The organism is Congzhengia sp. (assembly GCF_037235575.1).
GTDB lineage: Bacteria > Bacillota > Clostridia > UBA1381 > UBA9506 > Congzhengia > Congzhengia minquanensis.
Window position 1 is genome coordinate 78,330 of record NZ_JAXUNN010000006.1, and the last position, 16,146, is coordinate 94,475.

Below are 16,146 nucleotides of genomic sequence, written 5' to 3' on the forward strand. Positions count from 1 at the left end.
AAACTATTGATATTTCGTAGAAAAAAGTGTATAATAATTTCTACGAGGTGATTGCATGAGCAGACCAAATTATTTGAGTGAAATAAAACAAAATATTTTGACCGCAAAAAACGGTACAGTTTTTGTTGCTGTTGACTTTGTAAATATTACGGATAAGAAAACCGTTAATATGGCTCTGTTGCGCCTTGAAGAAGAAAAACTTATTGTTCGTATTCTGCGTGGCGTATATTATAAAGCTGAATTTAATGATTTTTTACAAGAATATATTGCTCCAAATCCGGACAAGGTTGCACATGCTCTTGCTCGCAACTTCGGTTGGACTATTGTCCCTTGCGGAGATACTGCATTAAATATTCTTGGGCTTTCAACCCAGGTTCCTGCGATATGGTCGTATGTGAGTGACGGAACATACAAAGAATACACTTACGATAACATCACGATAAAATTCAAGCGGACAACTAATAAAGAAATTTCAAAATTATCATACAAGACAGCTTTGATTGTTCAGGCGTTAAAGGCTCTAGGAAAAGAGAATATTGATGATGCCGTTATCAGCAAATTAAAGAGTGATTTAACCGATGATGAAAAAACAGCTGCCTTGGATGAAGCAAAAGCCGCAACATCGTGGGTATATGAATATATAAAACAAATTTGCAGGAGTGAAAAAGAATGATTGATATAGCTAAAATCAATGAAAATGACCGAAAAGCATTGTTCCAGAACACCGCCGCTAAAATGGGATTGACAGATGCCATCATTGAAAAGGATTTCTGGGTGTGTTTTATGCTTGATTACCTTTTTCACAGATGCAAATGGAAGGATAAAATTGCGTTCAAGGGCGGTACAAGCCTTTCAAAATCCTATGGGCTTATTGAGCGTTTTTCGGAAGATATCGATTTAATTCTTGATTGGCGTGTCCTCGGATATAGCATTGACGAACCTTGGCAGGAGCGCAGTAATACAAAACAAGATATCTTTAATAAAGAGGCAAACAGCAGAACGGAAGAATTTTTGAGAGAGGTATTTATGCCTGGGATTGTGGCTGACCTTGAAAAAGAGCTTCCGTCGCCTATTAAGTGTTACATAGAAGAAAGTGACCCGCAGACTGTTGTTTTTGCATACAGCAGAAGTTTTGACGATTTTTCCATTCTGCCGGTTATACGCCTTGAAATCGGAGCACTTGCAGCATGGACTCCTGCGGCGGTAAAACCCATTACACCTTATGCCGCCACCCAATATCCGAGACTTTTCAAACAGCCCACAACGGATATTTTGACTGTTTTGCCGGAGAGAACATTTTGGGAAAAGGTTACAATACTTCATCGTGAAGCAAACAGACCGGAGGATAAAACTTTCCCGGCTCGTTATTCAAGACACTATTACGATTTGTATTGTATGGCAAATTCACCTGTTAAAGATGCCGCATTTAAAAATATAGAATTACTTGAAAAAGTTGTTCTTTTCAAAGAAAAGCTCTATCGTTGCCCTTGGGCAAAATATGAGGATGCCAAAATCGGCACAATGAAACTTATGCCGTCCGAAAGAAATCTGCAAGTCTTAAAAGATGACTACGAGCATATGCAGAATATGATATTCGGTAAAAAGATACCGTTTGATACAATTTTGGAGGGTATTGAGAATTTGGGAAAAGAGATGAATTCCCTGTAATTGTCCTGAAAATAAGATGGTTAATAAGCAATAGTAAAAAGAGGAACAATATGGATATAAATTCGATTGATGTAAAAGAAAACCATATATACAAACTAAATAAGGATTTATTAGCAACGCTTCTTATGGATAGAACATCCGGTAAAAACATTATTTGGGCTACAGATAATTATTCAGATAGAGGATATGGATATAGAAATACCGATTATATTACTGTCGAATCCATTACAGGATTTCACGGAAATGTTATTAAACCCCGTTCTGAAAAATCAAAAAAAGAACAATCTGATAGAATTCGTAAAAAGGCAGAGGTTTTTACACCATCATGGATCTGTAATAAACAAAACAATCTTGTTGATAATGCGTGGTTTGGAACAGATTTTGTATTCAACGAAGAAATAGACAGAACTTGGAAGGCAACTACAGAACCAATTATATTCCCAACTCAAACGGGCAAAAGTTGGCAAGATTATATAAACGATGTGCGATTGGAAATAACTTGTGGCGAAGCACCATATCTTGTAAGTCGTTATGACACTGTAAGTGGTGAAATGATTGATTTGTCGCAAAGAATTGGTCTTCTTGACAGAAAATTACGTGTTGTTAGTGAAAATGTTGATAGCAAAGACCAGTGGATAAAATGGGCAAAAAAATCATATCAAAATATTTATGGTTTCGATTGGCAAGGTGACAATGTTTTACTTGCAAGAGAAAACCTTTTATTCACATTCATAGATTATTATAAAGCTAAATTTGATGCAGATCCGGAAATTAAAGTTTTGAATGATATAGCAAAAATATTGTCATGGAATATATGGCAAATGGATGGGCTTAAATTTGTCATTCCGGACAGTTGTAGGGAGGTTGAAGAAAATCAATTAACTTTATTTGAAATTGATGATAAAAAGCCGTGTCCGGGATGTTCTAAAAACGATCCATATTCCCACACCGGAGAATACTGTATCATAAAAGACTGGAAGAAAAACAAAAAAGTACCATTTATATCAATACTAAGAAAAGAGTGAAGGTGACAAAATGAGTGATTTAAGTATCCTTGATAACTTAATAACCGGACGTGTAGAGCCACATATATATGCTTTTACCACAAATACAATTCCAAACTATTTAAAAGTTGGTGATACATATCGTCCGGTGTCTAAGAGACTTGGAGAATGGAAAGAATATTTTCCATATCTTGAAAAGAAATTTGAAGACAGTGCAAAAATTGCCGATGATGTATATTTCCGTGATTTTGCTGTACATTCTTTTTTAGAATCAGAAAAGCAGAAAGTTCGTCTTACGGCATCGGATATTCCTGTTGGGGTTTACTATTCAAAGGAATTCTTTAGAGAAACAACTGCGGATGATGTAGAGGAAGCTATAGCCGATATTCACGAAGATTATAATAGCAAATCCGGCAAATATCATTATTATGATGTTAAAACACAGCTGCCCACGACAGAAAAGTACGCTTCAACAGGTATGTGGGATCTTCGTCCAAATCAAGACAAAACTGTGAAAGCGTTTAAAAAGGCTATTGATAATGGTAGAACGCATCTGCTTATGTATGCTGTTATGCGTTTTGGAAAATCATTCACTTCTATGTGTTGCGCAAAAGAAATGGGAGCAAATCTTGTTGTCGTTGTGTCTGCAAAAGCTGATGTATGCGACGAGTGGCGTAAAACTGTAGAAAGTGCTGAAAATTTTAGAAACGATTATGAGTTTCTATCTTCCGCTGACTTAATCAACAACCATAATATCATAAACGATATTCTTGATCATCACACTGAGCAGAAGAAAGTAGTTTTGTTTTTAACTTTACAAGATCTTCAAGGCGAAAATGTCAAAGAGAAGCACGCTCAAATTTTCGGTCGCAAGATAGATCTCCTTATCGTTGACGAAACACACTTTGGCGCAAGAGCCGAGAAATACGGTGCGGTTCTCCGTGCAAGCCAAGGCGAGAAGTTGTCTAAAGAAGAAAAGTACGCCGTTGAGGATATCTTGGAAAGCACCAAGAAATTTGATGTCAATGTAACCTTGCATCTCTCCGGCACACCTTATCGTATCTTGATGAGTGATGAATTTGATAGAGAACAGGATCTGATAGCTTTTTATCAGTTTACTGATATTGTTCGTGAACAAGAGGAATGGGACAGAAATAACTTTGCTAAAGACGAACCAAAAGAAGAATGGGAAAATCCTTATTTTGGCTTTCCTCAAATGATAAGATTTGCTTTCAATCCGAATGAGTCTGCGCGAAAACGGATGGCAGCTTTGCGTGAAAGCGGTGTGTCTGATGCTTTTTCCGCACTCTTTAAACCTAAGTCTGTTGTAAAAGCCGAGGACGGAGGTCATAAGTTGTTCGTGCATGAACAAGAAATCCTTGAGTTACTTGAAGTCATCGATGGCAGCAAGGAAGATGAGGAACTGCTCGGCTTTCTCGATTATGATAAAATCAAAAATGGTAAAATGTGCCGTCATATCGTTGTTGTTCTTCCATATTGTGCTTCTTGTGATGCACTTGAATCTTTGATAAAAAATAACGCAGATGCGTTTAAGAATTTAAGTGAGTACGATATTATCAACATTTCCAGTGTTGACAACCCTAACCGCTATAAGAAGCCAAGCGATATTAAGAGAGCGATTAGTAAATGTGAATCTGAAGGGAAGAAAACTATTACACTTACGGTCAACCGTATGTTAACAGGTAGTACCGTTCCCGAATGGGATACAATGTTGTTTCTCAAGGACACGGCATCGCCACAAGAATATGATCAGGCAATCTTCCGTCTGCAAAATCAATACATAAAGACTTTCTTGGATGAAAACGGCGAAACGATTAAGTTCAATATGAAACCTCAAACCCTTCTCGTTGACTTTGATCCCGACCGTGTTTTCGTTATGCAGGAGCAGAAAGCACAGATTTATAATGTCAATACCGACGAAGCCGGTAACAGCAAGCTTCGGGAGCGTATTGAAGAAGAACTGCGTATCTCACCCGTAATCGTTATGAACAAAAATAAAATTGTTCAAATCACGGCAACAGATATACTAAAAGCTGTCAGCGAATATTCAAAAACACGTGGTGTTGCAGAAGAAACTGTTGAAATTCCTGTAGATATGTCTTTGCTGGACATTGATGTAATTCGTGTAGCTATTGAGCGTGAAAATGGACTGGGCTCCAAAGCAGGTCTTACTATCAAGGGTGCCGACGGAGATGGTGTTGATATGGACACGCCTGACAATACCGAGCCGACAGATACAACCGGAGGAACAAACATGACTACAGGAACGGAAACGCAGACCGATGAGCCAACCGATATTACACAGGAAGAAGAAAATGGTAAGGATGTAGTCAAGCAGTTCAGATCATACTATGCAAGAATTCTATTCTTTGCATTTCTTACGAAGAATGTAGTCATCTCAATAAATGACATTATCGATTGCATTGACGAATCGAATAATGCTCGTATTGCGAAAAATCTTGGCATCAGCAAGACTGTGCTCGAAGGTATGCTTACGCATGCTGACAAATTTGTTCTCAGCCGCTTGGATTATAAAATTCATAATCTCAATCAGCTTTCTCACGATGACAGTGTTGATCCAATTATTCGTGCGTCCGTATCTGTTCAGAAATTTGGAAAGCTCGGGGAATCTGAGGTTATCACACCTAAACATATCTGCAATGATATGATAGATATGATTGATGATGCCGATTTGATAGCAGTTGTAGATAATGGAAACAAGGTGCTTGATATTGCAGGAAAGGCAGGCGAATTTGCGCTTGCTGTGTTTGAAAAGTATACTGCCTTGGGATATGACGAAGAAGCCTTAAAGGATGCGATTTATACCATTCCGACATCGGGTATTACCTACGAGTTTACCCGTATGATATACGAGATTTTGGGATTGAATGTGGATAATATTGCTTCTAAGTTTACCTCGTACAGTCTTTTGGAGATTAAGGATAGGGACGGCAATATTGACTATGAACGCATAGCATTGTTGTTAAGGCAGAACAAACCTTTCAACAACATTACAATGAACGATGAAATTACAGAAGGAGCTGAGAAAGTGAATTTTGATGTAGTAGTGGGAAATCCACCATATCAAGTTAGCGACGGTGGCGCACAGGCAAGTGCTCGCCCTATTTACCATAACTTTGTAGATATTTCAAAGAAGATTGATCCGCCGTTTATGACTTTGATTATGCCTACACGTTGGTATGCAGGTGGCAAAGGGTTGGATGAATTTAGAAATAATATGCTCAATGATACGAGTATTGCCGAGCTTCACGACTTCTTGCATCCAGAGGAAGTCTTTCCCGACACAAACAATCGTGGCGGTGTATGTTATCTGCTGTGGGATCATAAGCATGGAAAGACCGACTCTACTGTTAGAATTGTTTCGCATGAGGGTAAGGGTGTTGTTACAACAACAACGAGAAAATTAAGATACAAAAATCTTGATATATTTATCCGAAACAGTGCAGCAATAAGCATCTTAAATAAAGTAATTATTGACGAAAATGTCGATACAATGGAGAGACACATATCTCCTCGTAGGCCTTTTGGCTTGGACGGAAACTTTATTAAAACTGCGGATTTTGAAAAAGCAGCGACAGGAATGAAGGATCCCGTAAAATGTTATGGAAAAGCAAAAACTGTTGGATATGTAGAACGCTCAAGCATCACTTCTCATTCAGAGTGGATTGACAAATGGAAAGTGTTTATGCCATACGCAAATAACATTGGTACAGAATTGAATGACGATAATCAAAACACTTTTATAGGTGCACCTAACTCCATCTGTACTGAAACCTTTTTAATTGCTGGAATAGATATGCCCTTAAATGAAGATTCGGCAACAAATCTTTCAAACTACTTGCGTACACGATTTGCTCGTTTCTTGTTAAGTATGGCAAAAATCAGCCAACACGGAACATCCAAAACATATCGTTTTGTGCCTGTTCAAGACTTTTCGAAAGCCTGGACGGATACCGATTTGTATGCAAAATACGGACTGACAGAGGAAGAAATTGCATTTATTGAATCTATGATTAAACCAATGGAGTGATATCTGTTGAAACTATACGAAAGTAGGAGTTCAATATGAATGAAAAACTAAATGGTATTTTTTCATACCTTGACATTAATGATAAAACAGGGTTGGCTTCTCAAAATAATGTAGAAAGTTTATCCGCCTTTCAAAAAATGTTTTACGAACAGGCAAGAAGTAAAATAGGCGTAGATGCAGTATATTTTTTGAGAGATGAAGAAGGCGTAGCAAAAATTCCATTGATATACTTTTCTGTGCTTGAAGATACTAATACAGCTAAGGCGGCTCAGCTTCATAGCTTGTCTTGGAACATGGGTGAAGCCCCTCTGCTTTTTGTGGTTTCGCCAACAGAACTAAAAATATATAATAATTACCAAACACCTCGAAAGAAGGACGGCAGTTTGGATCCGGAAGCCGGCTTGATAGATACTATCAGTTTGCTCTCAGATCTTGAAACCCAGAGGCAAGAACTTGCTCCGTATAACCGCATAATGTTAGAAAGTGGTGAGTATTGGAGGCGTACGGAGGGACGTTTTGATATTAATACAAGAATTGATACAACCTTGATGAATAATTTGCGTGTTATGAGAAGAAGATTAATCTTTCGGATCAAATCAAGAACAAACACCGTTCAGATTTCAACCGAAAATATAGTTTCAATTGTTCACGGATTGTTGAGCCGTTCTATCTTGATAAAGTATTTGGAGGAAAGAAAGGATTCTAACGGCGAATCTGTTTTTCCGAAAGACTTTTATGAGCAATTTTCCTTCGATACTACTGTGTGCAAACAGTATACGGATGTTCTTGAAAATAAAGAGGCTACATACAACCTATTTAGTGTATTAGAAAGTAAATTTAACGGTGATATGTTGCCGCTTATCGACAACGAACGTGCAATTATTACCGAAGGTGATTTGCAGGAATTGAAATCTTTTTTAATTGGTGATTCGGATTTGGAAAGCCAGCAGATGACATTATGGCCTTTGTATGACTTTAATATTATCCCAATTAAAATCATAAGTAGCATATACGAACTATTCTTTCATCTCTCTGATGTTGGAGATGATGACAAAGGTACGTATTACACTCCTTTGCATCTTGTTGATACATTGTTAGATGAAGTGTATCCTTGGGAGGGCAGCTATGAGCCTATTTCCATTATTGATCCATCTTGTGGGTCAGGTATCTTTTTGGTCGAGGCGTACCGCAGAATTGTGTGTCGATGGATGCGTACAAAAGATGTTTCTAAAATTAATAATGAACAACTGACAACTATATTAAAAGAATGCATATATGGTGTGGATTTAAATGAAGAAGCAGTAAGAGTTGCTTCGTTTAGTTTAAGTTTGGCATTATGTGATTTTTTGGATCCTCGTAGCATATGGAATGAATTATCTTTCCCAAAGTTGGTGAATACTAATTTGATTGTTAGCGATTTTTTTGACAATGCTTTGGAGTCTCGTTTGACAAAATATGATATTGTTATTGGAAATCCTCCGTGGCAAAGTCAACTTACGGAAAAAGCCGTTGAGTATATTAATACCAATAATTATATCGTTGGAGACAAACAAATCGCTCAAGCTTTTTCGATAAAATGTGCTACAATATGTAAGGCAAATGGCGTTGTATGTCTTCTTATGCCGAGTAAAGGATTGCTTTTTAATCGCTCACCCAAGAGCCGAGCATATAGAAAACGATTTTTTGATGAAAACACTGTGTCTGTCATTATCAACTTTTCTATTTACAGAAAGGTATTGTTTGATAATGCAACTGCACCTTGTTCGGCGATTATATATTACCCCCAAAAGCCTGATGAAAATAACACAACCATTTTCTATTGTACGCCAAAGCCGCAATATTCTCTGCAAGATACTAAAAAATTCTCTATTGATCCAACGGATATTTGCAGAATACCGAGTGACTTGGTATATGATGATCGCATTTGGAAAATTGCTATGTGGGGAAGTCCAAGAGATTTGGAATTGATTGACAGGCTTCAAAGTACTTACCCTTCATTAGAACAATTTCTATTGAATCATAATATGAAAAGTGCTGAAGGATTTAAGAGAGGCAACAGAAAACTGATATACGATGGTTTTGCTAATTTGCCAATTGTAGATGCTAAAAAATTCTATCCATTCAATATGGAAAAAGAAATGCTTCTCAATAATGAAGATAACACCTATGAGCGTATTTCCAATAACAATCTTGCTATTTTCAAAGCTCCACACTTAATTATGAAGCAAAGCCATAGGAAAGGAAGGTTCTATGCCGCGGTTCTTGATTATGATGCGGTTTTTAATCATAGTTTGTTGGGTGTTTCTGGTGATGAGCGTACGCTTAAATACTTATGTTTAATTATCAACTCAAAATTATTCTCCTATTACCATCTTTTAACAAGTAGAACATGGATGGTTGAACGTGATGCTTTGGAGGCAGGAGATATACGAACTATTCCAATCCCAGAACCTTCCGAGGATATGTTGGCAAGAGCAGTAGAGATCTATGACTACATCAAAATTTGTGGGGATGAATCTGTAATGGATGATTTTGTATTTGATGTTTATAGGCTGAAAGAATATGAAACATATTTGGTGTTAGATGCTTTAAATTATATCTATAACTATTTTGATAGAAAATCAAATTCCATTGCATTTAAGAAACCGTCAATAGAGGCATATCAAAAGTATTATTCTACTTTGATGGATGTACTGAATAATTCTTTAGGTCAAACATTTTCACCTGAAGCATCGTTTTATATTGGTGAATCTCCATTGTCTATATTAGTGTTATCGATTGACGGTAGCAATAGTGAAGGGTTACGATTCTTTAATAGCAACGAATCTACCGAGCAATGTCTTTCCAAATTAGATTCTTTACTGACAGAAGAGCGGCACAATATCTATATTCGAAGAAATGTTAGAGTGTATGGGAACGATGTCATTTACATCGTAAAACCGAAGCAAGAAAAGTATTGGAACTATTCATCGGCATGCAGGGACGCAGATGAATTGTTCGCCGACATTATGAACGCAAAGGGGTGAAATTAAAATGAGTAGCATTAGAAATATCAAATCCTCTACACCTATGCCTTATGATTTAGCAAAAAAAATAGGCGTTGGTGGTGTGAATGAAATTTTGTGTGTTTTCTGGCAAGGATATTATAAATTAAAAGACGACACTTCTTTCGTGGTTGATACATCCACAGCGGAAGATGATATAACTCAAAAGTGGTATGAAAAAGTTGTTGGTATTTGGGATTCAAGAAATAGAGCCACATCAATTGCTCTTAATGGACTTCGCCCCATTCATCAATATTCAGACAATACTATGAAAAAACGAAAAGGCTCTAAATCACCAACTATCGATTTTTGCTTCAAAGATTGGTCAACCGATAATAGTTATTTTGGAGCTGAAGCTAAGAACTTATATGAGAGCCGTCCAGATAAAATTGCACGATATGTATCCACAGGTGTTGATAATTATACGACAGGCAGATATGGTTCACAATCTTCTGAATCATCTATAATTGGATATGTGCTTTCGGGGAAAATCTCGGAAATTGCGAATGACCTAAAGACAGAAATGGCAAAAAGTGGACCAATTGCAAATCTCACTCGAAGCAAAAGTTCGGATCCACATTATAAAAGCATCCATTTGAGAATATTTGATGGGCAAGAAATTACCTTGCATCATTTGTTTTTCGACTTAGTTTCTGCGTAGTTAAAAAAACAAGAAGAATGAATATTATAAAGAAATAGAGGTACGCACAAAAAGTATGCGTAACCTCTAACTTTTGCAAAAAGTGCCGTTTTTGCGATTTTTCGAGTGTAAATCGACCGGTAACATCATCTGCAAGTTTTCTGTTCGATTGTACGGACTATGGTGGTAAAATGCACAAAAAACAAGACCTTGATGTTGGTATTATCCCACTTTCAAGGTCCTTTTCTGCCAATTACGCACATTCTCTTATTGCTTTTGACTGGGATTTTTTTAGCTGATTTTATATTGAAAAATCTGAATGACAAAATCTCATAATCTCCAGAGAGTATGAGTAATATTATAAGAAGTACATCTAAGAGGTTGCAAGAGAGAATGTGCAGAAAAGGCATGGTATAAAAACTTCGTAAAATCCTATTTTCTATACCTTAGATATTCTTAATCGCAAAAATAAATCTGTGTTCGCAGATATAAAATTTGTAAAAATGGTAGAAATTTTCACACTTTTGTGTTATTATATAGAAGATTAGTTGATTTGTTACAAGGAGAGCTTCCATTATGCCTATCAACTATAACAAACTCTGGGAAATGCTTACTGACAAAAATATAAAAAAGAGTGATTTGAAAGAAAAGGCCGACATCAGTTCTGCTTCACTTGTAAAACTCGGTAAGGGAGAGGACATTACCACAAATATTCTTCTTCGGGTTTGCAATATACTTGATTGCTAAATCGAAGATATTCTTGAAACTATTAGTGACTAACCAACAACAGAAATTACAGAGATTGACATTCCATTTGATATTCTAGAAAGTTGAAAGTGGTGCACTGGGGCGATTTATCTTTTCAATGCAAGACGGTAAAGTAATTTGGGAATCAGTTCCTTTTTGTGATATTAAGGACGGTGAAATTTCTACACATCTTTTGTCCACAAATGATATTTTATTTGTCAGAACTGGTGGAAAGTCGTATATTGTAAAGGAAATTCGAAAAGAAGCAATATATGCAGGATACCTTATCCGAACAAGATACAGTGAAAAGTTATGCTTCGAGTATTTGTATTATTTTGTGCAGACACAGTTGTATCGGATGCAATTAAGAAACGGGACGATAGCAACTACTCAATCGAATTGCAATGGACAAACATCGCTTAAATGGTCCTTCCTCTCCCAACCTTTGCCGAACAGAACGTATCGTTGCTAAACGGAAAGAACTACTGCCGATGTGCGAAAGATTGAAATGAGGTTAAAAATGGATAAACAATGGTTTGATGTGTTTTCTGATAGAAAGTATTGGGAGGAACTTGCACAAATATATATCAAAACAGGAACTGCTCCCGGGAAATTTCCTACATCACATATAGCAGACTTGTGGGACTATTTCAAATTTTGTCTGCTAACTGACAATCGTTTTTTCTTTAATCATGCGTTATTGGCTACGGTGAAGAAAAAAATTGGTGAACATGTAATTACATTGCCTATCGATAGCACTCTTTTTAGAGCAAGAATTGATACTAATGCTACACTTAGGGAGCGTGCTCGCAATTTAATGCATGTTGATATCTTGACGGAACTTAAGAAAAAAGAGTACATTCCAGGAAAAGATGAAGTAGATAAAATGATTGCACACTTTGCCGGAGATGAGGGTTACGATTCATATTATAAGCAATACAAAAATGGATTTGAGGGATTTCCGGCTTCTGAATGTATGTGTCCGCAGCCATATAAGGTTTCTAATGGAAGATGCAATATGCCATACTCTCCACATTTATATGGCGCTTCGGATATCCATACAGCCATAGCTGAAACTCGCCCGTTTATTAATGATACAGTTAGCGTTGCCTCTCTCCAAACCTTGAGAGATTTAATGATTGCTGATTTCTGTTATGATTTTGGCGATCAAGATACTTTGAGTGATTGGTTTTATATGGCTATGAGTTCGGATTTCTCTATGGTCAATAAAGGAAACGAGAATGATTATTTTGCAACACAGTATTTGACGATGTTGGTAAAAAGTATGGGCTATGACGGATTGAAGTTTAAAAGTTCTTTAGTTATGGACGGAGTAAACTATGTAATCTTCGATGAATCTGCCTGTAAACCACTTTCTTCAAAGTTGTATACGGTTGCACAAGCACGTTATGATGTGTCGCCCGTGTCCATTAATTCACACCTTAAAGATGCAAATGGCGAGGATATAGATAATCCTCCATTGTTATATCAAATCAATCATCGCTGAAACGATAAAATAACTTTGATAAGAGAATGAATAGGTACGAGCAGCTGATTCCCGTGCCTACGATATAATATTTGCAGATTTTCATCCCTATATTGAGAGGTCAGTTTTATGCTTGGCCTCTTGCTCTGTTTGAAATCAATTTTGAGGCTCCGTTACGACAGCGGACAAAGGGCTTTCAAGCATAAACTCACGCAGGTAGGGAAATTACACCCTACACCCTATCTGCTTTTTGTGTCCAACAAGAGCGAGAACAATGGCATTATAAAAGCCTAACAAAGCAATTACGATGTCCAAGGTTATTCCTCGAGAACCGATGTAAATTCGTCAGCGGTGATTTCCCCTTTTTTGTATTTCATGCGATAATCCATAAGTTGTTGTAATCTACGTTTAAGATATATTTTTTCTCGTTTTGCGGTACATTTTTTTTGCTTGTAGTAGATTGCCTGATAAACTTTATCGTAAAGCAAAAGAAGGCTATCTGCTTGTTTTGTTTCTTTAGAGCGCTTCTTTGCACCGTAATGTCTGCAAGCTTCGTTATTGCAATACTCCATAGTAGGATTATCCGCAAGAAAGAATTTTGAGCAGCTTCCGCATTTGACAATAGGCATATTGTTTGTCAGAGCATACATCATTTCCAAACGAAGAAAATCAAGAAAATCACTTAGATAATACATATCAACGAAGTTGATTTCGCCGCCTGCGTCAACATTCTCTATTGTTTTTGTTACGGAATATTTTGTTTTGCTTAATTTAAATTCTTCATCGCACAATAAATATCCCTCAACTCTTTTTCCTTTGTCTTTGCTTGAAAAACAACGCTCAAGCATTTTTGTCGCCTCAATCTTTGCTTTTTCCGTATCAAGGTCGGGTAAAATAGTTTTCAAATGTGTTCGATTACCCTCGGCAAGCGCACAAGCGATGCTGCCAATCGGCACAACATACGAACCCTTTTCGGTAATAATTTTTTCTTCACTTTGATTAAATACAACTTCAAAATCCATCTAAAATTCCTCACGATATTACAGAATAGTTGCACATTTTAAAATACTTGACAAAATATTTGAAATGTGTTAGAATACCCTTACAAGATACTTGATAGTATAAGAAATCCTGTAATTAGTATATCATAGAAAAGGATTGTTCGTCAAGAGTTTTGTATATTTCTTTTGGAAGGAGCGGTTAAAATGTGCAATCAAAATTAAATGACAGTCAATTTTGCATTTACTTATTATTTTAAATTTAAACAGAAAACTAACGTATCATCATATAGAAATCATCAGTAGGAGTATTTACAGAATTGATATATCAATGCCAAATACGATGGAAAGGAGCAGGACAATGGCAAGAAAAGAAAAGGAATTGCCCATAAATAATATTTCTTATCAATTTGTGGGAACGGAAGAAGACTTGATAAAATTTTTGAAGGCAATTACCTTTGAGTATTTGACGGCAAATTATCCTGATACAGAGGATGATATGCACAAAGAGAGTGCATAACTTTGGTTAGGTTTTACGGCTGGATATATCAAATTATTTGTGGTAATGTTGTCTTCGGAAAAACACCGGAGGTGATATTAAGTGAAAGGTTTAGCGTATGGTCGTCTGTCAAGAGACGAGGACAGTGAACAAGAATCCTTGAAAAATCAAGAAGACCTTGTTGTCGGGTATATGAATAAAAATAACCACACTGTTATCGAAATTGCAATGGACGACAATTATACCGGAATGAACTATGACAGACCGGGAATTAAGCGAATGTTTGAACTCGCAAGAGAGCGAATGATTGATGCAGTATTCGTAAAAGACCTGTCAAGGCTTGGCAGGCATCGAACACTAACCTTGGAATGTATAGATAAACTCAAACTTTTAGGAGTAAGAGTTATATCGGTAACAGAGAACATTGACAGTTTCAATGACGAGGATGATTTACTAATAGGCTTCAAGGGGCTCATCAATGACAGTTATTCAAAAGACATACAAAGAAAGGTTATATACGGTTTTAGACAAAAACAACAAAAGGGACTTGTGATGATTCCACCGATGGGATACTTCAAGGACAAGAATACAAATGAGGTTGTAATAGTTGAAGAGCCTGCCGAAATTGTTCGTACAATATTCAAGCTCTACCTTGAGGACTACGGCTTAAAGGCGGTAGCAAGGATATTAAATGAGAAAGGTATGAAATCTCCCGCATACTATCAACTAAAGCTGATTGGAAAAAAGCAAGGGTATAACAAACCGAAAATAACAAGTAGGTTCTTGTGGGACTACTCATCGGTAAAAAGGATTCTGCAAAATGAGTTCTACTGCGGAACGGTAGTAAATCATCAGAACGAGCGTAGCAGAATTACAAAAAAGCAAGTCGCAGTACCGGCAGAGGAGCAATATAGGCACGAGAATATGGTTCTTGCGATTGTCACCCGTGAAATGTGGGAACGAGTTCAAGAATTTCTAAATGCTAAAGTACGGAAAAATGTTAGGGCAAGCGAGAGTAAGCCTTGTCATAAATATGCGGGCTTGCTTGAATGTTCTGACTGTGGATGCTCATTCGTAGCAAAAATAAGAAAGACAAAAGGTAATCCGGATAGGGTTGAATATGTCTGCAATGGTTACCACAGATACAGCGATGTCAACTGTACTTCACACAGGATTCGTGAAGAGATGCTTGACAAAATTGTACAAGCCGAGCTTGAGGGGATTCGATTGGTATTCGATGACTTGTGGGAGAATGTAGAAGACGATGTCAAGAAATGGGCAGCGGGCAAATCTACAACAGAAAAAAGACTTGAAAATCTAAAGGACAAAATCGCCGGCACAGAGCTTGAAATACAAAAAATCCTTATGGAGAGAATTGAGGATAAGCAAAATGCTGATATGTACGACAAGATGATTGAAACAAGGCGAGATGACATTGAGAAATTCAAAAAGGAAGTTTACGAGATAGAAAACCTTGACAAAACCATCAAGGAAAGGAAATCTACTCTCAAACATTCCATAGAGCTTCTCGATGACATCATAGCCGAGAACAATATCAGCAATGCAAACTTGCATCTGATGTTCGACAAAATCATCATAGAGGAAACAGATGAAGGACTAAATCTTGATCTAAAATTGAAGTCACCATTCATCAGCAAGGCAAAAGAACCTTTACTCAAAAAATATATGATAGTAGACAATGAAGTCTTACAGGAAGGAGCGTGAGATTATGATAAGAAGAAATGATATGGCATACGATGTGACATCGGTATTCAGAGAGATAATAGACAAGATGTATCGTGAAGAGCTTGGGCGTAAAATTAAGCTTGGGAAAATGCGAAAAGCGAGCAAAGATTTAGAAACAAACATACGAAAATAATTGTTCGCAATTACGATACATAAACACTAAAACAACAAAACACTTATAGGAAATCCTATAAGTGTTTTGGGTGGTGGTGCGCCTGAAAGGACTTGAACCTTCACGTCGG

12 protein-coding genes are annotated in these 16,146 nt (G+C 36.9%); 11 read left to right on the forward strand and 1 reads right to left on the reverse strand.

From position 1 onward, the window contains the following. Window positions 1-55: 55 nt before the first annotated feature. The 8 genes from WIG73_RS00740 (at window position 56) to WIG73_RS00775 (ending at window position 12,682) form a co-directional block, all read left to right on the forward strand. Window positions 56-673, forward strand: a complete 618-nt coding sequence (locus WIG73_RS00740; protein ID WP_337398871.1) for a DUF6088 family protein — start codon at window positions 56-58, stop codon at window positions 671-673. Then, on the forward strand, window positions 670-1,668 hold the full coding sequence (locus WIG73_RS00745; protein WP_337398872.1) for a nucleotidyl transferase AbiEii/AbiGii toxin family protein: 999 nt from the start codon (window positions 670-672) through the stop codon (window positions 1,666-1,668). Before WIG73_RS00740 ends, WIG73_RS00745 begins: the two co-directional genes overlap by 4 nt. A 50-nt stretch (window positions 1,669-1,718) precedes the next feature. Further along, window positions 1,719-2,693, forward strand: a complete 975-nt coding sequence (locus WIG73_RS00750; RefSeq protein ID WP_337398873.1) for a restriction endonuclease subunit M — start codon at window positions 1,719-1,721, stop codon at window positions 2,691-2,693. Window positions 2,694-2,703: 10 nt separating this feature from the next. Then, window positions 2,704-6,744 (forward strand): Eco57I restriction-modification methylase domain-containing protein, encoded by a 4,041-nt coding sequence (locus WIG73_RS00755; protein ID WP_337398874.1) that lies wholly within the window; start codon window positions 2,704-2,706, stop codon window positions 6,742-6,744. A gap of 35 nt (window positions 6,745-6,779) precedes the next feature. Continuing rightward, entirely contained in the window at window positions 6,780-9,770 is a 2,991-nt protein-coding gene (locus tag WIG73_RS00760) for an N-6 DNA methylase (RefSeq protein WP_337398875.1), read from the forward strand. A 7-nt stretch (window positions 9,771-9,777) separates the two neighbouring features. Continuing rightward, window positions 9,778-10,449 (forward strand): hypothetical protein, encoded by a 672-nt coding sequence (locus tag WIG73_RS00765; protein WP_337398876.1) that lies wholly within the window; start codon window positions 9,778-9,780, stop codon window positions 10,447-10,449. Window positions 10,450-11,004: 555 nt separating this feature from the next. Further along, complete coding sequence (locus WIG73_RS00770; RefSeq protein ID WP_337398877.1) at window positions 11,005-11,175, forward strand: helix-turn-helix transcriptional regulator; 171 nt, start codon at window positions 11,005-11,007, stop codon at window positions 11,173-11,175. A 520-nt stretch (window positions 11,176-11,695) separates the two neighbouring features. Continuing rightward, window positions 11,696-12,682, forward strand: coding sequence for an RES family NAD+ phosphorylase (locus tag WIG73_RS00775; RefSeq protein WP_337398878.1), 987 nt, complete (start codon window positions 11,696-11,698; stop codon window positions 12,680-12,682). Between the two features lie 296 nt (window positions 12,683-12,978). On the opposite strand, the gene WIG73_RS00780 is transcribed toward WIG73_RS00775, so the two are convergent. Next, window positions 12,979-13,683 (reverse strand): DUF6076 domain-containing protein, encoded by a 705-nt coding sequence (locus WIG73_RS00780; RefSeq protein WP_337398879.1) that lies wholly within the window; start codon window positions 13,681-13,683, stop codon window positions 12,979-12,981. A gap of 337 nt (window positions 13,684-14,020) precedes the next feature. On the opposite strand from WIG73_RS00780, the gene WIG73_RS00785 reads away from it, so the two are divergent. The 3 genes from WIG73_RS00785 to WIG73_RS00795 all read left to right on the forward strand — a co-directional run bounded on the left by WIG73_RS00785 (window position 14,021) and on the right by WIG73_RS00795 (window position 16,037). Then, complete coding sequence (locus tag WIG73_RS00785) at window positions 14,021-14,179, forward strand: hypothetical protein (protein ID WP_337398880.1); 159 nt, start codon at window positions 14,021-14,023, stop codon at window positions 14,177-14,179. Window positions 14,180-14,260: 81 nt separating this feature from the next. Then, window positions 14,261-15,883, forward strand: a complete 1,623-nt coding sequence (locus WIG73_RS00790) for a recombinase family protein (protein WP_337398881.1) — start codon at window positions 14,261-14,263, stop codon at window positions 15,881-15,883. Window positions 15,884-15,887: 4 nt separating this feature from the next. Continuing rightward, window positions 15,888-16,037 carry a hypothetical protein gene (locus WIG73_RS00795; protein WP_337398882.1) on the forward strand — a complete coding sequence of 50 codons (150 nt, stop codon included), beginning with the start codon at window positions 15,888-15,890 and terminating at the stop codon, window positions 16,035-16,037. Window positions 16,038-16,146: the final 109 nt, after the last annotated feature.